Origin of the sequence: Adlercreutzia rubneri, from assembly GCF_009755265.1 — a bacterium.
GTDB classification, from domain to species: domain Bacteria; phylum Actinomycetota; class Coriobacteriia; order Coriobacteriales; family Eggerthellaceae; genus Adlercreutzia; species Adlercreutzia rubneri.
In genome coordinates, this window is the sequence record NZ_WPOO01000012.1 from 53,951 (window position 1) to 75,112 (window position 21,162).

General features: G+C 63.0%; 22 protein-coding genes and 1 other RNA gene. 6 read left to right on the top strand and 17 right to left on the bottom strand.

Annotated elements, in window-relative coordinates; translation table 11 throughout:
* Positions 1–20: 20 nt before the first annotated feature.
* From GO707_RS07815 to GO707_RS07830, 4 genes are all read right to left on the bottom strand, one after another.
* On the bottom strand, positions 21–1,178 hold the full coding sequence (locus GO707_RS07815; protein ID WP_157012724.1) for a hypothetical protein: 1,158 nt from the start codon (positions 1,176–1,178) through the stop codon (positions 21–23).
* 8 nt (positions 1,179–1,186) lie between these two features.
* Positions 1,187–2,254 (bottom strand): DNA-processing protein DprA, encoded by a 1,068-nt coding sequence (locus GO707_RS07820; RefSeq protein ID WP_114540164.1) that lies wholly within the window; start codon positions 2,252–2,254, stop codon positions 1,187–1,189.
* A 148-nt stretch (positions 2,255–2,402) separates the two neighbouring features.
* The gene (locus tag GO707_RS07825; RefSeq protein WP_114540165.1) at positions 2,403–2,774 is read right to left on the bottom strand and encodes a type IIL restriction-modification enzyme MmeI; all 372 of its coding nucleotides are present in this window, start codon (positions 2,772–2,774) and stop codon (positions 2,403–2,405) included.
* A gap of 254 nt (positions 2,775–3,028) precedes the next feature.
* Positions 3,029–3,532, bottom strand: a complete 504-nt coding sequence (locus tag GO707_RS07830; RefSeq protein ID WP_114540166.1) for a helix-turn-helix domain-containing protein — start codon at positions 3,530–3,532, stop codon at positions 3,029–3,031.
* Positions 3,533–3,811: 279 nt separating this feature from the next.
* Here GO707_RS07830 and GO707_RS07835 point away from each other — a divergent pair, with 279 nt between their 5' ends.
* Together GO707_RS07835 and GO707_RS07840 are read left to right on the top strand one after the other, a co-directional pair.
* Positions 3,812–4,207, top strand: a complete 396-nt coding sequence (locus GO707_RS07835; protein ID WP_114540167.1) for a hypothetical protein — start codon at positions 3,812–3,814, stop codon at positions 4,205–4,207.
* Positions 4,208–4,239: 32 nt separating this feature from the next.
* A complete protein-coding gene (locus tag GO707_RS07840) occupies positions 4,240–4,452 on the top strand; it encodes a hypothetical protein (RefSeq protein ID WP_114540168.1) in 213 nt (70 codons plus the stop codon).
* A 255-nt stretch (positions 4,453–4,707) separates the two neighbouring features.
* On the opposite strand, the gene GO707_RS07845 is transcribed toward GO707_RS07840, so the two are convergent.
* Positions 4,708–6,297 carry a YfcC family protein gene (locus GO707_RS07845; protein WP_114540169.1) on the bottom strand — a complete coding sequence of 530 codons (1,590 nt, stop codon included), beginning with the start codon at positions 6,295–6,297 and terminating at the stop codon, positions 4,708–4,710.
* A gap of 377 nt (positions 6,298–6,674) precedes the next feature.
* On the opposite strand from GO707_RS07845, the gene GO707_RS07850 reads away from it, so the two are divergent.
* Together GO707_RS07850 and nrdD are read left to right on the top strand one after the other, a co-directional pair.
* The gene (locus GO707_RS07850; protein WP_114540170.1) at positions 6,675–7,631 is read left to right on the top strand and encodes a response regulator transcription factor; all 957 of its coding nucleotides are present in this window, start codon (positions 6,675–6,677) and stop codon (positions 7,629–7,631) included.
* A 143-nt stretch (positions 7,632–7,774) separates the two neighbouring features.
* Entirely contained in the window at positions 7,775–8,092 is a 318-nt protein-coding gene (nrdD, locus tag GO707_RS12935; RefSeq protein WP_022739078.1) for an anaerobic ribonucleoside-triphosphate reductase, read from the top strand.
* Between the two features lie 80 nt (positions 8,093–8,172).
* On the opposite strand, the gene recR is transcribed toward nrdD, so the two are convergent.
* The 5 genes from recR to ffs all read right to left on the bottom strand — a co-directional run bounded on the left by recR (position 8,173) and on the right by ffs (position 12,620).
* Positions 8,173–8,769: a recombination mediator RecR gene (gene recR / locus GO707_RS07860; RefSeq protein ID WP_114540171.1), complete on the bottom strand. Its 597-nt coding sequence runs from the start codon at positions 8,767–8,769 to the stop codon at positions 8,173–8,175.
* 30 nt (positions 8,770–8,799) lie between these two features.
* Complete coding sequence (locus GO707_RS07865; RefSeq protein WP_022739071.1) at positions 8,800–9,108, bottom strand: YbaB/EbfC family nucleoid-associated protein; 309 nt, start codon at positions 9,106–9,108, stop codon at positions 8,800–8,802.
* 75 nt (positions 9,109–9,183) lie between these two features.
* Positions 9,184–11,547: a DNA polymerase III subunit gamma/tau gene (gene dnaX / locus GO707_RS07870; protein WP_114540172.1), complete on the bottom strand. Its 2,364-nt coding sequence runs from the start codon at positions 11,545–11,547 to the stop codon at positions 9,184–9,186.
* 3 nt (positions 11,548–11,550) lie between these two features.
* On the bottom strand, positions 11,551–12,381 hold the full coding sequence (locus tag GO707_RS07875; RefSeq protein ID WP_022739063.1) for a VTT domain-containing protein: 831 nt from the start codon (positions 12,379–12,381) through the stop codon (positions 11,551–11,553).
* 145 nt (positions 12,382–12,526) lie between these two features.
* Positions 12,527–12,620: signal recognition particle sRNA small type (gene ffs / locus GO707_RS07880), an RNA gene on the bottom strand.
* A 231-nt stretch (positions 12,621–12,851) separates the two neighbouring features.
* On the opposite strand from ffs, the gene GO707_RS07885 reads away from it, so the two are divergent.
* Both GO707_RS07885 and GO707_RS07890 read left to right on the top strand, forming a co-directional pair.
* Entirely contained in the window at positions 12,852–14,507 is a 1,656-nt protein-coding gene (locus GO707_RS07885; RefSeq protein WP_114540173.1) for an SNUT3/LISCH7 family protein, read from the top strand.
* Positions 14,508–14,515: 8 nt separating this feature from the next.
* A complete protein-coding gene (locus GO707_RS07890; protein ID WP_227070567.1) occupies positions 14,516–15,553 on the top strand; it encodes a tyrosine-protein phosphatase in 1,038 nt (345 codons plus the stop codon).
* A gap of 159 nt (positions 15,554–15,712) precedes the next feature.
* On the opposite strand, the gene GO707_RS07895 is transcribed toward GO707_RS07890, so the two are convergent.
* The 7 genes from GO707_RS07895 to GO707_RS07925 are packed head-to-tail and all read right to left on the bottom strand — an operon-like array spanning position 15,713 to position 21,161.
* The gene (locus GO707_RS07895; RefSeq protein ID WP_157012726.1) at positions 15,713–17,047 is read right to left on the bottom strand and encodes a chloride channel protein; all 1,335 of its coding nucleotides are present in this window, start codon (positions 17,045–17,047) and stop codon (positions 15,713–15,715) included.
* A 21-nt stretch (positions 17,048–17,068) separates the two neighbouring features.
* Positions 17,069–17,878, bottom strand: a complete 810-nt coding sequence (gene fdhD / locus GO707_RS07900) for a formate dehydrogenase accessory sulfurtransferase FdhD (RefSeq protein WP_114540175.1) — start codon at positions 17,876–17,878, stop codon at positions 17,069–17,071.
* Positions 17,879–17,881: 3 nt separating this feature from the next.
* Complete coding sequence (locus GO707_RS07905; protein WP_157012727.1) at positions 17,882–18,712, bottom strand: formate/nitrite transporter family protein; 831 nt, start codon at positions 18,710–18,712, stop codon at positions 17,882–17,884.
* A 51-nt stretch (positions 18,713–18,763) separates the two neighbouring features.
* Complete coding sequence (hycI, locus tag GO707_RS07910) at positions 18,764–19,270, bottom strand: hydrogenase maturation peptidase HycI (protein WP_114540176.1); 507 nt, start codon at positions 19,268–19,270, stop codon at positions 18,764–18,766.
* Positions 19,264–19,851: a formate hydrogenlyase maturation HycH family protein gene (locus GO707_RS07915; RefSeq protein WP_114540177.1), complete on the bottom strand. Its 588-nt coding sequence runs from the start codon at positions 19,849–19,851 to the stop codon at positions 19,264–19,266. The genes hycI and GO707_RS07915 overlap by 7 nt, the downstream gene beginning before the upstream one ends.
* A complete protein-coding gene (locus GO707_RS07920) occupies positions 19,848–20,630 on the bottom strand; it encodes an NADH-quinone oxidoreductase subunit B family protein (protein WP_022739030.1) in 783 nt (260 codons plus the stop codon). Before GO707_RS07920 ends, GO707_RS07915 begins: the two co-directional genes overlap by 4 nt.
* Entirely contained in the window at positions 20,631–21,161 is a 531-nt protein-coding gene (locus tag GO707_RS07925; RefSeq protein ID WP_114540178.1) for a formate hydrogenlyase complex iron-sulfur subunit, read from the bottom strand. It lies immediately after the preceding gene.
* Position 21,162: the final 1 nt, after the last annotated feature.

The following is a 21,162-nucleotide window of genomic DNA, read 5'->3' on the forward strand; positions in this document are numbered from 1 at the left end:
ACAGGTATTCCCCAGACCCACTATGCGACAGCCTCCAACGTCGTAGTATTTCTTGAGATAGTCCACCACTTCGCAAACGCCACGACGGCAGGGCTTGTAGTAGTTTCTGCGAAAGCCCCCTCATCCTCATCTTGTGGATAGGTGAACACCGGGAAGGGAATGAGCCCGCGGTGCTCCGGGAATTTAATATTGTCGACCGCTTCGGAAGGAGAAAGCAACTTGTCCATCTGCCATTTCGACCGATTGCTCAGAAGGGCAGTCGGAATGGGAAGCGAGGTGAGCTCCCTAACGCCCTCGTAGACCTTGTAGGGCATAACCGCATGGGCCATGTTCTCCTCGTAGCGCAGATCCCTTATGCCGCTGTCGATGAGCGTTTGGTCTAAGTCGTAGACGATCGCGCCGATCGGGCCATCTGGATCCTGCGACCCGCCCTTCTCGGGAAACGGCTCCCGCAGCTGCCGTGCGTCGGGAAAGAACTCGTACTCGATTCCGCGATCGTACCTCAAGTATGCTTTCACGACCTCGCCCGTAAAAGCCCGAGCATAGGCGAAATTGACGATCCTCCCCCGGAACCCGTTTTCCCTCAGGAACTCGCCCATCGCCCTGAAAGAACTGCCCGTGGTCAGGACGTCGTCAACGACGACGACCAAATCAAGCCTGGCGAGAATTCCCGGATTAGATATCAAAAGGGTCGATTTGTTCTCGGCCACACTGCGCTTTCCTCCCTCCAAATGGAAGGCTCCGCGGCTCTTCCCACGCCGGATGATTCGCGTCAGGTCGACATAGGCGCCGCCGGAGCTGCTCAGCACGTCGCGTACCATCTCGGTCACTCTGTTGATCTTGAGTACGTCACTTGAGGGTATCGTGGCAACGGCGCCCTTGACTGCCTTGCCGCCCGTGTCTTTCCAAACAGCCCTCAGCATTTGTCGGAGATCCTTCTCGTAATAGCTGAGGTTCCCTCCATTGGGCCCCGCGGGCATCTCGCTGTACTTGTAGTAACATTCGGCGTCGCTATCCTTATCCTTCTTCAGTCCCCTCACATAGTGGTAAAGATCCCAGAGCACGCCAGTATTATCGCCAGTGGGATAGAAGTACTTATAGAACACCGGATCGGGCATGCCCTCGAAAAAGATCCGATAGTTGGCGAGCAGGTTGTCGCAGGAATCCCCGACCATCATCGATCACCCTAACCGAACAGATTCAGCTGGCTGTCCCTGCCAAGCGCCGTGCCACCGCTGGCTCCTCTGAAATTCCTTTGACGGTAGGACTCCATGGCGATCTTGAAGTCTTCAATGGTGGAGGCCTCGAATATGGGAAACGCACCGTCCTTGAGGTATTTTACATTCCCGCCGAAGCGCTCGTCGGCGTAAAAGTCCTCGCCCATGCGGCTGCTGTAGTCGAAAACGGCGATGGGGGTGTTCGTACCCTGGGCGTGCTTCATAGCGTGGTTGGTGCCCCCCGCGACGCTCGTCTCGATAGCGATGACACCATCCGAGAGTCCGGGCTGCCACTCATCGCGCGCGACTAGGTTACTCACGAGCTGCTTGTCGTGCAACATGGCGCCGGGCGCGTACTCCGAAACCAACGCGCCACCACCTCCCACGATACGGTCTGCCAGACCCTGGTTCTGCGAGGGGTACACGGGCGCGTCGATCGGCGTGGGCAGCACAGCAATCGTCTTCCCCTCGGCCAGAAGCGCGCCCTCGTGTCCAACGGTGTCGCAGCCCAAAGCAAGCCCACTCACGATCACGTACTCGTCGGCTGCAAGAACCTCCGCGAGCCTCGTCCCCATTCTCTTCCCGAAATCCGTGGGCTCCCGCGTGCCGATTATGGCTACAGCCTTCTCCGCGTTGAGCACGGCGGCATCGCCTCTACAGAACAGGATCGGCGGGTACCTCTTGTTGAGAAGCAAGCGGCGCGGATATGCGCTCATATAGGGGTTCAGGATGCTCGCACCGCAGTCATTCGCGCGTTCGACGATCATATCGGCCACGCCCTCGGCCTCCATCCAAATGGCGTCAGCACGCTCCGCGTTGGCATCCGGCGAATCGATAGGATCGTAAGCCAGGGCCTTGTTGACTGCCCCAACGTTCAGGGCCAATGCGAACTCCCCATCGAGAACTTCCGTCGATTCAACTATCAACCGCTTATCCTCGAGGATCTTCTGAACCGTCCGGGCTCCAACCCCGGGCAGCTCCATAAGCGTCAGAATGAAAGTATTAACGCACCTATCACCTGGCTCTAGTCCAACCATCTCTGTATCTCTCGTTCTCTCCCTCAATCGCTCGCAGGCTCAAAGGCAGTATCGTTCCCTCGGTATCATACCCGAGTCGAGTTGCCATTGCATTACCACAAGCATCTTGTTCTTATCACCCGGCTTTTTCCTGGAATGCGCATTGCGGTCACACACAGAAAGTTCCGAAATTGCACATAACGATGAAGCGCGGTTGCTTGTTGCGCCCGAAACTCTCCGCATAGGCAAGCGCCTGCTCGAACGGCGCGACCATCCTCCCTCCGGGCTCCTCGGGCCTGCTGAGGTCTATGCTCAAGCCCTTCTGCTCAACGAACACCGCCGCATCCGATATGAGGTAGTCTATGAAACCGCCATCAACGGTCCAGTACTCGAATTTTGCATTAAACGAGACGTGCTCCATGCCTATGAGATCGCGCAGAAGCTCCGTCCAGAAAACCTGGGCATCGCCCTTCTCGTAGCCTCTGCCCTTCCACGCTTCGGCAAACTGCCGCGCAGCCTTTACCTTCTCTGATTGTGTCATATTTCAACTTCAATCTTTGATCGAGGGTATAAACCACCAAGAAGCTATTATAGATGCATCACCTTGCCTTGCATTTCTGCTATCTGCATAAGACACAGATTAACGCTTGATCAGGGCTGTAAGTGTCCCGTACAGCATCCGCCAACATGAAAAAAGGCCCTGCCGTAGCTGAGCTGAACCCCGATAGCGGGGTTCAGCTCATTGCTGGCGGCCCAAAGGTAATCGGAGGTCACAAATTAGACACGATTTGCCTATCAGCGAGCGCCCTTCCGACTCTTCTCAATCCACACTCGGAGTCTATCGGTGCTCTCGGTGATCTTATCGAGAACTCCCAGTATCTCGTCCATCTTCTCCTCCTCGTCGGGAGTGAAGGCGTCATCGGCTATGATCTCGTGCAGTGACGTCTCGACATCGTTGATGCGGTCGAAGGCCCCCGCCAGCTCGAAATAAGTTCGGTAGATGTCCTCGGTTCCCAGCCCGGCACCCTTCTTGTAGATCTCCAGTCCGATCGGGCAGACCGTCGAGCAGTGCAGCCACTTGAGCTCGGGGGTCTGGTACACCCTTGCCATATCAAGCACCAAATTAGGCGACGGCGTCCTCTTCCCCGTCTCGAAATCTTTAAGAGACGACGCGCTGATCTTGACGTTCTCCACAGAGAAGGCCGACGCCGCCTTGTCCCTGCTGCTGAACTGCCCGCGTTCGCGGCATTCCCGATACAGCCGCGCTCTCATCTCCCTCGCCAAATCGATGTTTTCCATTCGCTACCACCTTATATATGCCCCATAATGGATAGAAAAGCTATCCATTGGAGCCCAAAATGGGCTGTTTCCGCTCCTCGCTTCATGACCCTCTCCGTCATATTATTTAGTCCGTCGGGAGACCGCGATCCTCGGAGAAGGCAATCCATCTCCTTTCATTTGGGCTGATACCTCCTTTCGAGTAGTTTACACTTCGCGCCATCTCCGCAGGCTCGAACGGCCCCCGACGCAGATCCAGAAATGGCGCCGTCGGACGCGACGCCGGAAAGAGAGGTAGAAATGAAAAAGACAGTACCCCTAGACAAGATCGTCGAGACCGTAGCCTCACTCGGAGTGCCCGGCTTAATGCTCCTGACGGCCCTGGGGGGATCCGGGCTCACCGGTGCAGCTGCGATCACCACAGCTTTGGGCTCCCTGGGGCCCGGCGGTATGATCGGGGGCGTGGCCACTTTGGGCGTCGCGTTGCTTTTAGTGCGAGGAATATCCGAGTTCGGCTTCGACGCAATCCTGTCCAACGTGGTCAAGCAGCTGTACAAGCAGGGCGAGACGAAGGAGACCATCAAGCAGAAAATCGAAGGCTACCACGTGGCCAAATCCCTCCGCTTCAAGCTCGTCGGCATGCTCGATTCGCTCCCTGAAGAAGAGACCGCGAGCCAGGCACTGGCCGTGGCTTAAGAAAATAATTGCTCAAAGAGAAAGGCTATAACATGGCACAGTACAAGGTCAGACTCATCTCCGAAGACGGCGAGGTGCACGAGGAAGACGACCTCTACGATACCGAGGAAGACGCCTACGAATACGGATGCTACCTCAAGAGCTGCTACTTCCAGGGGCAAGAGATCCTGCATATGTCCAACCCAGGAGACAACCCCGAGCCCGACTACGACGAAGAAATAAAAATCGAAGTGGTTGAAGCCTAGCTCCCGCCCGATCGGCCCTTCGCGATTGCTGCCCTCGCTCCTTTACGAGGGCAGCGCTTTTTGCAGCAGGATCGATCCTGCGCGAATCTGTCCCCCAAGCCGAATTCTAGGCCTTGGTAGCTACCGGCGCAGAGCCTCCGTGGCACGCCCCCTCCTGCGCAACAACCAGAGGGCGGCCCTCGCGAAAAGGTCGCCCTCTGTCGGGAAGGGCCTAGGCGGCGCCGGCAAGGCCGCCCGACCTATCGGGAAAAGTCGCTACACCGCGAACACCACGGAGCAGATGCTCAAAAGGATGGCGCCGAACACCAAGGTGAACACCATCATGGGCCAGACGAACCTGAACCAGTGGGACATCTTCATGTCCAGCATCTGCAGCGTTGCCATCACTAGGCCGGTCGGCGCGATGTAGAGCATGGCGTACTGGCCGAACTGGTAGGCCGCCACAATGATCCAGCGGGGAATGCCCACGGTGTCGGCCAAAGGCGCGAAGATAGGCATCGCCAGCACCGCCAAGCCGCTGGAAGAAGGCACCACGAAGCCCAGCACGAAGAAGATGAGCAGCAGGCACACCACGAACAGAGGGCCGCTCATGCCGGCCACCAGGTTGGAGGCCGCATTCAGCATGGTGTCGCTGATCATGCCCTCGGTGAGCACATGGTTCACGCCGCGGGCCAGGCCGATGATGAGGGCCACGGGCACCAGGCTGGAGGCGCCGGCACCGAAAGCGTCCACCATTTTCGCCTCCCCCACGCCGTCCTTGCCCGTGCCGCCGATGAACATAACCAGGATGGACAGCGTCACGAATTCTGCGGCCATCTGCGGGAACCACCAACCGAGGTTCATGACGCCCACAATCATGATGATGAAGGCGGCCACGAAGATGACGAGCACGATCTTCTTGCGCAGGCTGAACTCCCGGGCCGCTGCGCCGCTTTCGTCCAGCTCCCACTGGGCATTGAACTTCTCACGATCCTCGTAGGAGTAGCTGAATTTCGGATCGGCCTTCACCTTCTTGGCATACCAATGCAAGTACAGCAGAAACACAATGGCGCCCACGACCAAAGCGAAGGCACGCACGGCGATGCCCTCGGTGAACACCGTGCCGGCAGCATTTGAGGCAATAACGGCCGAGAAGGGGTTCACCGTAGAGAACGTGGTGCCGATGGAGCCGGCCATGAAGATCGCGCCCACGACCACAATGGAGTCGTAGCCCAGCGCGATGAAGATCGGCGCGAGAATCGGGTAGAAGGCCACGGCCTCCTCCTCCAGGCCGCACATGGTGCCGCCGAAGATCATGAACACCGACACGCCGAACACGAGCAGAAACTCGCGACCCTTGGTCTTCTTCGTGAGGGCGGAAAGCCCGCTTTCGAAGGCGCCGGTCACTTTCACGACGCCGATAAGACCGCCCAGGCACAGGATGAACACCATGACGTCGATGCCGTCGATCACGCCCCAGACCATGGAGTAGGGAATGTCGGCAAGCGACACCGGATGCGGATCGAGCCCTTCATAGGTGCCGGGAATAGACACCGCCTTGGTGATGGCGCCGCTCGTGAATTGATCGATGTCGATTTTCACGCCCAGCTCATCGAGCGTTTGCTGGGTCGCATCAAGCTGGGACACCTCGCCGGTCGGTGTCGTCATCTCCAATTTGCCGCTCTCGGAATCGTAGAGCAGCTTCGAGTACTGGCCGGCCGGCACGAACCACGTGCAAATGACGGCAATGATGGTCACGATAAACAGAATCGTGAACGCCGAGGGAAAAGAGAACTTGCGCTTCTTTTTCTCCCTCTTGGGCTCTTCGGTCGGGATGGGAACGGCTTCCATGGTTGTCTCGGCCATGATGATCTCCTGTCTGAATCGGGGCGAAACGCCGTGATGCCTTCCCATGGGCCGCCATCGGAATCGCCATCGGAGCCACTGCTTTCGACCGCGAGCCATGGGAGGATGTGATGATCCGAGTGTAGGGGCACGGGCTGCGCGCAGCCAAGGCATAAGCCGGGGATGTTCCTCAAGCGCAGCGGGTATAACTTGGAGATATTGCGAAGACCTCCATCTATACACGGACTAAACCGCAGGTGGGAACATCGCCGTTGCCGATCCGTCAACAAAGCGCCATAGCGGCTCGACGGCCCCCGCCGCGATTCGCTACACTACCGCCAAGCTGGCAAACCACGCCGAGCGAGTCCTGCCGCCGCATCTGCTTTCGAGGAGCACCAATGACCCTGCTGTTCTACTACACGCTTCTCATCATGTTCTTCTACACCATCGTGGCGGCCACGAGCCTGTCGGCCTTTTACGTGTCGCACCGTCGCACGTTCCTGTACGCCACGTTCGGATTCACGTTCTACTTCTTCGATGTCTCCCTCGTCTTTAAAGACAATTTCATCACCCCCGATGCCGTGTTCGAAGCCGCCTCGTTCTACGATGTGGGACACCCTTACACCTCCATCATCACCGGCGGCGGTGCGTTCCTCTTTCTGTGGCTGGCCGCCTGCCGCTACTGCCGGGAAGAACGCCCCGTCGTTCGCTTTGCGCCCGTGGCACTGTGGGCCGCGCTGTCGTTGGCCGCCTATCAGTTCATCGAGAACCCGCAATGGAGGGAGTTCGTCTATTACAACCTGCGCGCTGTGCTGCAGCTGGTCTGCTACGGCCTGCTCGCCTGGTGGTACACGCACTCCCCCGACCCCGAGCGGCGCTCCATCATGAAGAGCCACCGCACCGCGTTCTTCTGGGCCATCGGTCTTACCTGCGGCATCATTCTGGAGAACGTGTACGTCCAGCTGATCTTCGACCCCGGCAGCATTCCCCGCGGCATGTGGGTCCTCGCCGAGCGCAGCCCCATGGAGAACCTCCTGTTCATCTGCTACGGCCTAGCGGTTCTGCGGGGCGCGTCGGTGTCCCTGCAGCTGCGAGCCCGCGAGCTGCCCGAAGGCGACGATCCTTTGCTCGCGGAGTCCATCGATCGTCTGCTGCCTTTGTATAGCCGCACCTACGACCTCTCCAAACGCGAGGAGGAGGTATTGCGCCACGCGCTCATGGGGAAGGACAACCAGAACATTGCAAGCACACTGACGCTTTCCGCCGGCACCGTGAAGGTGCATATGCACAACATCCTGAAGAAGACCGGCCACGCCAACCGCGCCGAGCTGGCCGCCGACTTCTGGGAGCGCTGAGCAAAGGTCTTTCGCGAGGTTTTTGCTACATCTCGAGAACATGACCCCAAAGGGCCACATATTGTGTTAGAATTCCGTTTCGCTAACTAGATATAGTGAACCAGCGAGGCATTAACCGAACCGCAAACGACAAGGAGCCCATCATGGAGAACAAGATGATCGACGGCGTGAAGGTGGCCGTGAACTACGCCCAAGCCAGCGATGCCCCCGTATCCGACGACGAGATCAAGGCCTACATCAAGCGCGCCTACGACAAGTACCCCCATGGTCAGCTGGAGTCGCTGACGCTGGATGTCGATGGCGAGGACGTGGGCATCCACTACGGGCTCGCGCCGGTGAAGTTCGACCGCATCCGCCGCATCACCGGCTACCTGGTGGGCACGCTCGACCGCTTCAACGACGCCAAGCGCGCCGAGGAGCACGACCGCGTCAAACACGAGGTTCCCGCCTGCTGCAAGTAACCTGGCTTTTTCAACCCATAAAGAAGGGCCGTTGCGAGATGCTTTTCGCAACGGCCCTTCTTTTTTCGCAGCCTGAAAGCCTACAGCGGCAATCGCCCTTCCAGGGCGCGGCCCAAGGTGACCTCGTCGGCGAATTCCAAGTCGCCGCCGACGGGAAGCCCGCTAGCCGGGCGCGTCACCTTCACGCCCAAGGGCTTGATGAGCCGCGCGAGGTAGGCGGCCGTGGTCTCTCCTTCAATGTTGGGGTTCATGGCGAGCACCACCTCGGTCACGTCCTCGCGACCAAGACGCGCCATCAGCTCGGCGATGCGCAAGTCGCCGGGGCCAACGCCCTCCATGGGTGCCAGCACGCCGCCGAGCACATGGTAGACGCCGTTGAACACGGCCGTGCGCTCGATGGGCGGAATGTCGCGAGGCTCGCTCACCACGCAGATGACCGCGCCGTCGCGCTTGGAGCTGACGCAGATCTCGCACAAATCGCCCTCGGCGTAGTTGAAGCAGCGAGCGCAGAAGTGCACGCCCGCCTTCACCTCACGGATAGCATCGGCCAGACGCAGCGCCTCGGCGGCGTCGGTGTTCAGGATCCAGTAGGCCATGCGCTGGGCCGACTTCGGTCCCACGCCGGGCAGACGCTCCAGCTCGTCGAGGAGCTTTTGAATGGAAGGTGCCGCTTGCACGAATGTCGCCTTGAGATGGAGACGGCCTGGCTACATCAGGCCGGGGATCTTCATGCCGCCCATGACGGCGTTCATGCGGGCGTTGGCCGCCTCGCTGGCGGCGCGCAGCGCCTCGTTCACGGCGGCGACGACCATGTCCTGCAGCATCTCCACGTCCTCGGGATCCACGGCAGCGGGGTCGATGGTGATGTCGGTGATGGCCATCTCGCCGGTGGCCGTGGCCTTCACCATGCCGCCGCCGGCCGAGGCCTCGAAGGTCATGGCGGCGATCTCCTGCTGGGCCGCGGCAGCATCGCGCTGCATCTTCTGAGCCTGCTTCATCATTTTCTTCATGTCCATGAAAGGGTCTCCTTTGCTGGTTCGCGGGTCGCGCCCGACTGCTAACGTATTCTAGGGCATCTCGCCCAATCTCGCTTAGACGACTTCCTCGAAGTTGACGCCGTCGCCGAAGCCGAAGGCAAGCGAGGCGGCGAGGTCGGGCTCCTCTACGGGATTCGGGGAAGGCCCGGACACGGCATCGGGCTCGGGGGGAAGCGCGGAGGCGGACGGTGCTGCCATCGAAGGGGCCGGCGAGGGGGCAGGAGCGGACGCAGGCGCTTGAGGTGTCGCACCAGACGGCGCCGGCACCTGGGGCGCCTCCTCCCACGGGGGCACTTCGGAAGAGGCTGCGGGAGAGGCATTTGCGGAGACGCTCGGCGCCGGGAAGGTCGCTGCGCCCTGGGGCGAGGCGCCCCGGGAGGCGAAGGGATCCTCGAAAGGGATATCCGCATCGTCGTAGGGGACGTAGTCGTCGTAGGGCGGCCGATCGTCATCGGGCGCGGGGGCCGGCGAGAGGGCCGGCACAGCGGCGGAAGCGGGAACCGCGGGCGCGCTCACGCTAGAAGGCGCGCCGGACATCGGGCTCGCCGAAGCAGCGGACGGGGCAGGTACCGATTGAGAGGCCGGTGCGGGTACGTTAAATGCGGAAGCCGCGGCGGGAGCAGAGGCCATCGGAGCCGAGGCGCCGCCCTTGCGCAGCTCGAAGGGAATGTCCCCGTGGGCTTCACGGCGCAGAGCCTGGGCGAGCTCGGCCTGCACGTCGGGTTTCTGCACGGCGCGGAAGGCGAAGTCGTTCTCGGCGGGGAACTCGATGAGAAGCGCGCCCGCCGCCGCATCGAAGACCGCCTTGGTGTTCATGAACAGCACGCCGTAGGCCGCCTTGGACTTCTTCAGCGAGGCGAGAACACCGGCCCAGAGACGCTGAAGCGAGGCCATATTCGAGAGGGCGGCGGTGATTTCCGGCGATAAGGCGCCCGCAGCGGCCGAAGCGGGCGGTGCGGAAACGGGGGCGGATGCCGTAGACGGCGCGGGGGCAACGGCAGCAGAGGTCGCCGCGGCAGGGGCTGCCGCCGGGACAACCTCTTCCGTAGGGGCAGACCTTGGTCGCCCCTCGGCGAGCGAGGCGGACGGGCTGTCGCACGGCGCTGACCCAGCTGGAGCCGAGGGGCGACCAAGGTCGCCCCCTACGGGGCTCGCTCCAGCAGGGGCAACCGCTGCCGAAACGACCGCCGCCGGAGCAGCGGCAGACACAGGCGCAGGAGCAGCCACCGGCACGCCTGCGGACGCGGGCGCCGCGGCAGCCACGACAGAGGCGCCGGCCAGCTGGCGCTCCAGGGTTTCCACGCGCTCGGCCAGAGCTTCCAACGTCACATCGGCGTCGGGGCGTACCATACGCGTCAGCGCGATCTCGAAGGTAAGCCGCGGGTTCGTGGACGTCTTCAGCTCGCCGGCTACATCCCCCAAAACACCCAGAAGCCGCGCCAGGCGGTCGACGCCGAACAGCGGCAGCTCCTGGATCAGCTCGCGGCGCGTCGTCTCGGACACGTCGAGCACCACCTCGGGCCCCGCCACAGCCATAACGTACATGTTGCGCATATGCTCGGCCAAATTCGCGACGAACTGGGCCATGTCGGCGCCGGTTTCCACGTACTCGGCCACCCAGCGGAAGCACGCCGCCGCGTCGCGGACGCCTATCGTCCGCACGATGTCGGCCAAATCCGTGGAGTCCACGGCTCCCAGCATCCGCTCGGCCACTTCCATGGTCACCGCACCGTCGCCGAAGGCGATGAGCTGCTCCAGCGAAGTGAGCGCGTTGCGCATGCCGCCCTCGGCCCGATGCGCGATGAGCTCCAGGGCCTCCCCTTCGAACTCCACGTTCTCGGCGGTGCAGATGGCCCCCAAGCGAGACACCATGGCCTCGGTGGAGATGCGGCGGAAATCGAAGCGCTGGCACCGCGAGTGAATGGTCTCGGGCACCTTCTGGGGATCGGTGGTGGCCAGGATGAATACCACGTGGCTCGGCGGCTCCTCCAGCGTCTTCAACAACGCGTTGAAGGCGGCCGTCGAGAGCATGTGCACCTCGTCGATGATGTATACCTTGTAGCGCCCGCGCGTCGGCGCGAACTGCACGCGGCCGATGATCTCCTCGCGAACGTTCTCCACGCCGGTGCGGCTCGCGGCGTCCAGCTCGTACACATCGGGGTGCTCGCCGGCAGCGATCATCTCGCAATCGTCGCAGGTGCCGTCGGGCTCGGCCGTAGGCCCCTTCTCGCACAGAAGCGCCTTGGCCAGAAGGCGCGCCGTGGTGGTCTTGCCGGTGCCGCGCGGGCCCGTGAACAGGTAGGCGTGGCTCACCTTGTCCTGGGCGATGGCGTTTTTGATGGTGCGCTCGATGTGCTCCTGACCGACCACGTCCTCGAAGATCTGCGGTCGGTACTTGCGATAGAGTGCCTCGGCCATGGCCTACTCCCCGCCTTTCTCCTCAGTCTCGGAAGCCGCCTGCGCGTCCTCGGCCGCCACCCGGCGCCGCGCCTCCGCCTTCGCCTCGGCCTCGGCGCGCATCACGCGCTCCTCGGTCAGCTCGCGCTCGTACTCGGCCTCGTTCACGCGCTCGGCCGCCTGGGCTACCGGATCGCCCTCCTTGGCGCGACGACTGTTCAGCGCGGCCTTGATGACACCGATGAACGCCGGCGCCACCGACACGGCCACAATGCCCAGCACGATCACCTCGAAGTGCTCCTGCACAAACGGAATACCGCCGAAGAAGTATCCCACCAGCACGAACAGGCTCACCCAGGAGATGCCGCCGACGGCGTTGAAGAACGTGAACTTCCCGAAGTTCATATGTCCGGTACCGGCGATGAACGGCGCGAAGGTGCGGAAAAACGGCATGAACCGCGTGATGATGATCGTGAGCCCGCCATAGCGCTCGAAGAAGTGGTCGAGCTTGGCCATGCGCTCGGGCGTGAGCGCCTTCACCTTCCCCGAATCGATGATGCGGCTGCCGAACAGGCGCGCGATCCAGTAGTTCGAGGTGTTGCCCAAAATGGCTGCCGCCCAGAACACGATGAGCGTGGCCCACACGTTCAGGCCGCCGCCGTCGGCGGAGAACACGCCCGCTGCGAACAGGAGCGAGTCGCCCGGCAGAAACGGGAAGAACACCAGCCCCGTCTCCACGAACACGATGAGGAACAGCGGCGTGTACACCCACACCGGGCCCAAAGCGATGATCCAGCCGGCGATGAAGCCGCGCGGGTCTTTCAAAAGGTTGATGAAAAAGTCGATGATGCCCACCGAGTCTCCAATCTGCAGAATAACGTAGAAGGCGGCGCGCCGCCGGCCCCATTGTATTTTCAGAGGTCACGGCAACGAGACCCTGCGCAAAAGCGCCACGGTAATTTTACGTTGGCACCGCGGTGCGCCCTTCGCGCAAAAGTGCCCCGAATAGGTATGGGCGCTCGTCAGCGGTCCCTTATGGCTGCTTCCTCCCGGACCTGACCAGGTTCGGAACATGTCGCCGCCCATACCCATTCGAGGCACTCGAACTCGTAAGGCCTAAGTATAGGGGAAGCGCGCACGACTGGCGACGGCGCTCCCCTCCGGCAACTAAAAGTCCATAGGGCGCCCGCTAAAGACCGTCTGCGGGCATTTTCACTACGCGATCCTTGTTAAGATCTTCGTAAGGTCTTCGCAAAAACCGGGGGAATTGCTACTATTCTTTCGACCCTTAAACGTAACTCAAACACATCAGTCCCGAGGATGTCATGGCCCGATCCGATTACAGCCGCTACGACGACGAACCCAGACGCTCCCAAGGCGGCCTCTCTCTTTCCACGGGCCGCTTCGACGGCCGCTCCACTGGTGCCACCCGTTCGTCTTCTTCCTCCGACAATCGCCCGCGCAGCACCCGGCATAATCCCCTGCGCGACGAGTACCCCTCAAGTCGCGACCGGCGTCGCGAACCCGAGTCGGGACGCCGGCACTCGGGCGACGAGCGCTCTGCACGCGGCGAGAGGCCCCGCGGCAATCAAGCGCCCGCCGGCAATCGCAGCGCCCAGGGGCGTTCGCGCAACGGCGCTCCCTCTGGCCGCGGCAGCCACGCCCCTCGCGCAGGCGCCGCATTCGCCCCCCAGATGCACACCCTCGCCCCGACTGGCGGTTTCAACCTCGCACGGGCGGCCATGGCGCTCATCGTCATCGCGCTGGCCGTCATCTTCGCCATGGCGCTTTTCCACATCGGTCCTTTCGCATCGGCCGCCGCCAAAGACGGCAGCAAGCACGTCGGTGTCGCCAGCGCCAACGCCGTGGGCAACAACGCTTCCTACTTCGCGCAGAACGTCGCCACCCAGGTAAGCCTCGCCCGCCCCGTCGAGCCGGAGCTGGCCCAGCTGCCCGCCTACACGCCGACCCGCGACGACCTCACCAACCTCGCCGGTCAGAAGGCCCCCTTCGCCTTCGCCCTCGGCAACGCGACCAACGACGCCGGCGAGCAGGCCGCCGCGCCCGTGCTCTCCGACCGTTCCCTCGTGAGCTTGAACAACGCGCTCTCCTACTACGACAACAATGGCTATGAGGCCAGCTACCTCATCATGGATCTGGGCACGGGACGCGGCATTGCCGGCAACGTGGACGTGCCCATCTACGGCGCCAGCTCGTTCAAAGGCCCCTATTGCGCCTATGTGGTGAACAAGGAGTTCCCCAACGACATCGACCGCGCCTCGTCTTCGCGCCTCACTCAGGTGGAAAACACCATTGTCTGGTCGGACAATTCCTCCTACGGCAAGCTGCGCCGCACCTACGGAAACGACGGCATGGAAGCATGGCTGGCCGAGGCCGGCGTCGACACCGCGCTGGTAAACGACACGTACTTCCCCACCTACACGGCACGCCAGTCGGCCCTCATGTGGTTGAAGATCTACGAGTACCTGACGACTGCCGATACCTCGGCAGCCCAGTGGCTCTCCGACACCTTCGGCAAAACCGAAGTCTCATTCCTGCGCAACGGCGCCCTGGGCACCACGAGCGCAGGGCACACCGACTACCTGCCGGAAGAGGGTTCCGGCGGCGAGGAGGGCGTGGAAGACGACGGAAGCGACGAGGAGGGCTCCGAGGAGAGCACGCCCGCCGACGGCTCCGAAGGCGACGGCTCTGTGCTCGCCGAAGACGCGGAGGGCGGCCAGACGCTCATTGAAGAGGATAAGACCGTTGCGTCCATCGGCACGAACATCACCGTGCGCAACAAAGCCGGCTGGATCGACGGCCAAGACGACGACGCCGTGTGCGATTCGGGCATCGTCACCATCAACGGTCGCGACTACCTCATAACCATCATGACCAATGCGCCCGACTCGGCCGCCGGCGAGCAGGCCTTCGCCCACCTCGCCCGCACCCTACTGGAAATCCGCGGCGACTTGGTATAGGAGGATCCGTGGCCGACGCTCCCGATAATCCTCTCGCCCCACGCACGCGGCCACCCTACTATGCCGGGCAGCCCATCGAGTTCGCCGGCTATGTTGACGACTTCGATCGCACGATCTGCGCCATGGAGTTCTCCCTGGACGACGGCGCCTCGTGGACGGCCTACCCTACCGCCGCGGTGGACAAAAGCCGTGGGGTGAACTGGCGGTTCGTCTACACGCCGGAGACCCCCGGGCGCTACCTCTTGAAGGTGCGACCCGTGACCGAGGACGGCGAGCCCTCCGCACTCGTGGCCGGCTTCGCCTTCGAGGCGCTGCCCGCCGGAGGCACCTACGGAGATGCGCGTATCCGAGCCGTGGGCGGCTCGTTCAGAGACGCGCGCATCTTCCGTTCCCGAGAGCTTTCGAACCTCACGGGCGAAGAGGCGGCCTTCCTCTCGGGCGCCCTCGGCATCGCCACCATTTACGACCTACGTACGGCCGCCGAAGTGGCGGCGCACCCGGAGCCCTATATCGTGGGCATGCGCACCGTGGCCCTGGAACCTTCCACCGAGCACCGCCGCAAGGATTCCGACAAGCGCCTGATTGCCGGCGTTATCGAGCGCTACGGTGAGCCCGAGGAGCGCATGGGCGCGAACTACCGCCGTTACGTGCGCGAGTATCCGCTGGTAGGCCAGGCCCTGCGCTCCATGGCCGCCGAGGGACGCCCCGCGCTCATCCACTGCGTAAACGGCAAGGACCGCACCGGCGTGCTATGCGCCACCTTGCTGCGCGCCACCGGCGCCGACGAGGACGCCATCATGGAGGACTACCTGCGAGTGAACACCGACCACGCCGACCTCATCGCGGAGGAGGCCGCGCACCTCGACGGCGGCATGACCGACCACGAGCGTGCCATCCTGATGTCGTTTCTGGAAGCGCGCCCGGCCTACCTGCGCGCCTACTTCGACGAGATCGACCGCCTCTACGGCAGCTTCGCTACCTACCTGCGCGAGGGCCTGCATCTCACCAACGAGGCGATCGAGAGCCTCCGCGCCCTGGTGGCCTAGAACGCGCTCCAGAAAACGCCTGCGCCCTGGAAGCCGACAGCCCAAAGCTCGGGCGCGCATTTTCGCTTTTGCCCGTGCAAATGCCAGTTCGACCCAGAAATGGTCGTTTGCGTCTTGCCATAACGGGGTCGAACTGGCATTTCCTTACCATTTCACCCCTTAACTGGCATCGCGCCGGGCCATAACGGGGTCGAACTGGCATTTGCCTCGCGCACGCTGCAAGGAGGTCGGATAAAGACTGACCCGGCGGGCGATCAGATAGGCGGGAACTATCGCGACAATCGTGGCGGGCAAGGAAGCGAAGCCGAGTAGCTCGCCAGCAAACACGAGAGCCGTCAGAGTACAGTTAGTGCAGGCGGCGAAAAAGGCGACCATGCCGACGAGGGCTCCGAGAGACCTACTCGCTCCCACAGCGCCCAAGATAGATGCGGGGAGAAGCGACGACGCAGCGGAGAAGACTGCCGCGCCGAGGCAGGTGCCGATGGCGAGAACGGGCATGATCTCGCCGCCCTTGAAACCACCGGCAAGAGTGAGCAGCGTAAGTGCCGCCTTTACGATGAAGGCCCACCAAGGCAGAGCCTCCCCCGCCAGAGCCGCCTCAATCTGCAAAAGGCCCGTACCGCAGTACGAGCGCACGTCCTCATAGTGGAAAAGATCCGCATAGCCGACGACGAGCGCCGTGGCCACTCCCCCGACCGCCAGCGCAAAGACGGGCGCCCCGAGCCGGGCGAGACCGCCCCGAAGCTTCCCGAGCGCTCCGCAGAAAGCAAGGGCCAGCAGTCCCGCCGCCGCACCCACCGCAGCGAGCAAAAGCAGAGCCCCGACAACCCGATCCCCCATGAAGGAATCGCCTGCGAGGACAACGTCCAATACGGCCGGCGCCGCAACGGAACCCGGAAGAAAGCGTACGCCCATCGCCCGTACCACGCTCCAGGACACTAAAGACGTCACCGCCGGCGCAGCGAGCGAAGCAAGCGAGCCGGGCCTTCGGCGAAGCGCCTCGAAGGAGAACACGACGCCCGCCAACGGGGCATCCAGCATAGCGCCGAGAGCGGCGCCCATAGCCGCTGGCGCCAGCACCGTGCGGAAACGCGCGGAAACACGATCGCGCAAAAGGCCGCTTGCCGCCGCGCCCATCTGGAGCGCCGCCGCCTCCTTGCCCACCGACCCTCCGCACAGCACCGTGAGCGCCGTGCCCACGATGATCGCCGGCGCAAGCAGCGGAGGCACCGAACGCCCATCGCGAACTGCCTCCATGACCCGAGCGGTGCTCCAGGAAAAATCAAGGCCGACCGCCCGATACGCCCCATAGGAGCAAAGCCCCGCCACCGGCAGCAGCCAAACGAGCTGCGGTCGCTCCGCAAACAGGGAGGCGCCCCCGTCTACGGCAACGCTGAGCGCAACGGTGAGCAGGCCGACCAGCGCCCCGAGCACCACCAAGGCGAGCGCGAAAATCACGCCCGCCCTCGCAGATTGTCGCTTCGCGGCGCTCATCGGCCTCCCCTTCTCAACCCCCTAGCGCTTCTCCCCCAAAGGGTCGTTGTAGACCACGGCCGAATCGGGACGCGCCTGGCAGATAAGCGTCAGATCGAATTCACGGGCGAGGCGAATGGTCTCGTCGGTGGGCACCGCCTTGGTGGCCAAAATCGGAACGCCGGCATGGATGGCCTTCATGACCATGTCCACCGGCAAACGACCGCTTGAGAAGATCAGCGCGTCCCGCAAATCGATGCCCTCGCGCAAAGCGGCCCCCACCACCTTGTCGAAGGCGTTGTGGCGACCCAGATCCTCGCGGCAGATGGTCACGGTGCCCCCGAGCACGAGATAGCAGCTGTGAGTGCCCGTCGTCGCCTTGTGCAAAGGCGAATCCTCCGCAAACGCTCGCGCCGCGGCGAAGACCCATGCCGCCTCCCACGGAATGGGCTTCACCTTGGCCGGGCGCTCGTCGCTGGTGAAGTAGCGGTTATAGACGCGGTTGCCCGTGCAGCACGAGGGAACCGTCTCGACACCCTGCCGCGAAAAATCAGCATGATGGCAGGAGAGCAGCACCGAGGCACGCGTCCCCTGATCGCATACGTAGATGTCCTCGATATCGTCGAGCCCTCCCACGATGCCCTCGGTGTAGAGACGGCCCACCACCAAATCGACCAGGTGATCGGGAGTGCAGACGACGCGCATGGTGGGCACCGTGTTGACGGTCACCTCCATGGCATGCTCGACGAGCACCCCTCTCGCGGCGTCGCCTGCAAGTCCCGCCGGCGTCAGCAGCTCGCCCTCGCAGAGCTCCACCGGCTCGCCCTCCCGATACCGATCGATCACGTTCATGATCTACTTCTCCTGCTTCTTGCGGTAGATGAACCAGTAGGCCAGACCCACTAAAAGACCGCCGACAATGTTGCCGAGCGTGGCGAGCACGAGGTTGTAGGCAACGCCCCCCAGCGTCACCGCGCCGGCCGCGCCGAAGCCGAGGCCGTTGAGCACCAGGCCCATGGGAAGGAAGAACATGTTCGCCACGCAGTGCTCGAACCCGCAGGCCACGAAGGCCGAAATGGGAAGCAGGATGCCCAGAACCTTATCGGCCGTCGTCTTCGAGGAGAAGCCGATCCACACGGCCAGGCACACGAGGATGTTGCAGAGAATCGCCTTGAAGAAGAGCACCTCGGGCGCGAGCGACACCTTGCCGGCGGCCACCGAGACGAACGCCTCGCCCACGGCGCCCCCGTTCATACCCTGCAAATTCGACATGAAGATGATGAACATAGCCAGAAGCGATCCGGCGAGGTTGCCGACCCATACAATGCCCCAGTTGCGGAACAGGCCGCCGAAGGTGATCTTTTTCGACGCCTTCGCGCACACCATGAGCACGTTGCCCGTGAACAGCTCCGCGCCGCAGCACAGCACCAGGCACAGGCCCAGGCAGAAGCACAAGCCGCCGACGAGGCGCTGCACGCCGAAGGCCATGGTGGTGTCGCCGAGGAAGGTGCAGAAGTACATGCCGCCGAAGCCGATGAAGGCGCCGGCGAGCATGGCGGAGACGAAGCACTTGGCACCGGGCATGGCCGCCTTCGTCACGCCGATGTTCTCGGCCTTGGCCTCGGTGGCCGCCGGCGCGAGCGCATCGGGGCTCACAGCGGCCAGATCTTCTTTCACAATAGCCATAGTTGTTTCAATCCTTTCCAAGTTACCAAAGGCGCACCTACGTGCGTCATCTCAATTCACAAAGGGATACTGCTCGAAATCGGCACCATCGGCGAGGCACTGGTACACGTGCTCCACGGCCGCGAGCACCCGGGGGCTCACCGGATCGAAGAACTCGGTCCCCGCGGGCTGCACGCCCAGAAACACGACCTCTTCGCACACGGCCTCCAGCTCGCCGAGCAGGTACGTGATGGGCAGCGTGTGGGTCGTTATAAGCGACTGGGTGGCCACGTCCGCGGCCTGAAGGCGGCGGATAGCGCCGGGCTCAAGGCCCATGGCCGCCGCATCCACCAGCAGAAGCCGCCTCGGCGCAAGGCGCCGCAGATAGCCCAGATCGTTCTCGGGGGTCTGGCCGCCGTCCACGGCCGTCCAGCCCTCCACGGGAAAATCCTCCAGCTTCTTGGCCAGAAGAGGCCCGGCCGCATCGTCGCCGCGCAGGACGCTGCCCACGCAGAAAACGATGTTGCCACCGCGTTTGGACGCCTCGCTGGCCGCGAGAATCTCCTCGGCATTCAGCATGTGACCCTCCTCCCCATGGCGTACACGCACGGCTCGCACTGGATCTCCTCCAAAAGACGCAGGAACTCCTCTAGCCACGCCGGGGCATCGATGGCGACAACCGCCTCCGACACGGCGCACAAGGGCGGCTCGTCGCTCACTTCCAGGGCAGCGCCCACGCGATCGAGCGCCGCGAGAACCGCGGGCTTCAGCACGGGCACGTGCTCCTTTTTCACCTCGATCTCGCCGAACTTCTCAATACCCGCCAGCTTGTCGTGGGCCCGACCCGGGCCGAGAAGCGCCAGCACGTCGGCGAACACCTCGCGCGAAGTCGTCAAGCGAGGGGCAAGGCAATCGATGACCCCGGTATGGTGCCCAATGGCCAGCGTGTAGTACAGCACCGACCGCACATCCTCAGGGATAGAGCGCTCGTGATCGACGAACTTCTCGCCCAGCCGGTAGAACACCACCTCGCGAGCCGTGCGCCCATCGGTGGTATGGGCCGCGAGCGGCCTTGTGGGCGAAAGGACGTCCCCCAAGGCCGCCGGCTCCTCGAAACCGGCGGCCTCGCGCCTGCATCGCTGTCGCACGGTCACGCTCATTCGTCGACGACCTTGCTCAAAAGCAGCGCCTTCAGATCCATGAACACGGCGCGCTTGCGCGTATCGGTCTCGGCGGCGATGAGCGCATCGGCCGCTCCCAGGGCATCCACCGTGTCCTTGGACAACGCCAGCATGAACTCGTCCACGATCTGCTTTCCGTAGTAGTACCCGCTCATGCGGCGCGCCTCGCGCTCGAACGCCGTGCGCACCTTGTAGGGAATGGCCGGGAAGGCCACGGGCGCCTGCTCGCCGGCCGGGGCCACATGGTGGCTCGCGTGCAACTTCTGATCCAAAAGGCCCAAAGCCGTGGCGAACCCGAAGATCGTGGCCGGCGGCGAGGGCGGGCATCCCGGCACGTACACGTCAACTGGCAGAATCGGATCGGTGCCGCCCCACACGCAGTAGTTGTCGTGGAAGATGCCGCCCGTGCACCCGCAAGCCCCGTACGACATCACAATCTTCGGATCGGGGGCCGCATGGTAGGCCCGAAGCGCCGGCTCCCGCATGGAGCGCGTCATGGCCCCGGTATAGATGAGCATATCCGCATGGCGCGGCGAGGGCACGACCTTTATGCCGAAGCGCTCCGCGTCGAAGACCGCGGTGATGGTGGCGAAAATCTCGATCTCGCAGCCGTTGCAACCGCCGCAATCGACGCGATAGACGTACACGGAGCGCTTGATGGACTCAAGGAGCTTCTGCTTCGCCTCGGCCACCTTCGCGTCCAGCACGACCGGATCGGGCCGCCATTGGAGATCGAGCGGAAAATCGTTCTCCAGCATTTACTCCTCCCCCCTCTCGGGCGCCTGGTGCGCAAAGGCCTCGGCATCGTCGATGCGGCGGCAATCCAGGCACAGGTCGACCTTTTCGATATCGGCCGCGGCAGAACCGCCCACGCCCGCGAGCACGCGGCGAGCGTAATCGACCTCCTTGGCCGGGGCATAGGGCTTGCCGCAACGAGCGCAGCGGGCCACGCCGTAGGAGCAGGACTCGCGCAGATCCTCCTTGTTCGTCACGGCCAGCTCGAAGTCGGTTGTCAGCTCGATGGCGAACAGAGGGCAGACCTCCTGGCAGCGCCCGCAGAAGATGCAGCGACCGTAGCTGATATCCCACGTGAGGTAGTTCTGCTCGGCATCAAGTTCCATAGTGATGGCATTGGCGGGACAGGCGATGGCGCAGGCCGCGCACGCGATGCAGAGCTTCTCGTTGTGCTCCGGCTTGCCGCGAAACCCCGCGGGCATCTCCAGGGGAGTGAAAGGATAGCCCACCGTGGCGTCGCCGGTTTTGCGGATTTCCTTGAACAGCTTCAGCATA

What these genes read in the sequence shown, in the direction of transcription:
- nrdD (WP_022739078.1), top strand. Translation starts at nt 7,775, where the DNA reads ATGGAGAACAAGATGATCGACGGCGTGAAGGTGGCCGTGAACTACGCC.
- GO707_RS07915 (WP_114540177.1), bottom strand. Translation starts at nt 19,851, where the DNA reads ATGAGCGTGACCGTGCGACAGCGATGCAGGCGCGAGGCCGCCGGTTTC.
- hycI (WP_114540176.1), bottom strand. Translation starts at nt 19,270, where the DNA reads ATGCTGAATGCCGAGGAGATTCTCGCGGCCAGCGAGGCGTCCAAACGC.
- GO707_RS07830 (WP_114540166.1), bottom strand. Translation starts at nt 3,532, where the DNA reads ATGGAAAACATCGATTTGGCGAGGGAGATGAGAGCGCGGCTGTATCGG.
- GO707_RS07840 (WP_114540168.1), top strand. Translation starts at nt 4,240, where the DNA reads ATGGCACAGTACAAGGTCAGACTCATCTCCGAAGACGGCGAGGTGCAC.
- GO707_RS07815 (WP_157012724.1), bottom strand. Translation starts at nt 1,178, where the DNA reads ATGATGGTCGGGGATTCCTGCGACAACCTGCTCGCCAACTATCGGATC.
- dnaX (WP_114540172.1), bottom strand. Translation starts at nt 11,547, where the DNA reads ATGGCCGAGGCACTCTATCGCAAGTACCGACCGCAGATCTTCGAGGAC.
- GO707_RS07905 (WP_157012727.1), bottom strand. Translation starts at nt 18,712, where the DNA reads ATGGCTATTGTGAAAGAAGATCTGGCCGCTGTGAGCCCCGATGCGCTC.
- GO707_RS07895 (WP_157012726.1), bottom strand. Translation starts at nt 17,047, where the DNA reads ATGAGCGCCGCGAAGCGACAATCTGCGAGGGCGGGCGTGATTTTCGCG.
- GO707_RS07820 (WP_114540164.1), bottom strand. Translation starts at nt 2,254, where the DNA reads ATGGTTGGACTAGAGCCAGGTGATAGGTGCGTTAATACTTTCATTCTG.
- GO707_RS07885 (WP_114540173.1), top strand. Translation starts at nt 12,852, where the DNA reads ATGGCCCGATCCGATTACAGCCGCTACGACGACGAACCCAGACGCTCC.
- GO707_RS07825 (WP_114540165.1), bottom strand. Translation starts at nt 2,774, where the DNA reads ATGACACAATCAGAGAAGGTAAAGGCTGCGCGGCAGTTTGCCGAAGCG.
- GO707_RS07925 (WP_114540178.1), bottom strand. Translation starts at nt 21,161, where the DNA reads ATGCTGAAGCTGTTCAAGGAAATCCGCAAAACCGGCGACGCCACGGTG.
- fdhD (WP_114540175.1), bottom strand. Translation starts at nt 17,878, where the DNA reads ATGAACGTGATCGATCGGTATCGGGAGGGCGAGCCGGTGGAGCTCTGC.
- GO707_RS07865 (WP_022739071.1), bottom strand. Translation starts at nt 9,108, where the DNA reads ATGGACATGAAGAAAATGATGAAGCAGGCTCAGAAGATGCAGCGCGAT.
- GO707_RS07835 (WP_114540167.1), top strand. Translation starts at nt 3,812, where the DNA reads ATGAAAAAGACAGTACCCCTAGACAAGATCGTCGAGACCGTAGCCTCA.
- GO707_RS07845 (WP_114540169.1), bottom strand. Translation starts at nt 6,297, where the DNA reads ATGGCCGAGACAACCATGGAAGCCGTTCCCATCCCGACCGAAGAGCCC.
- GO707_RS07850 (WP_114540170.1), top strand. Translation starts at nt 6,675, where the DNA reads ATGACCCTGCTGTTCTACTACACGCTTCTCATCATGTTCTTCTACACC.
- GO707_RS07920 (WP_022739030.1), bottom strand. Translation starts at nt 20,630, where the DNA reads ATGCTGGAGAACGATTTTCCGCTCGATCTCCAATGGCGGCCCGATCCG.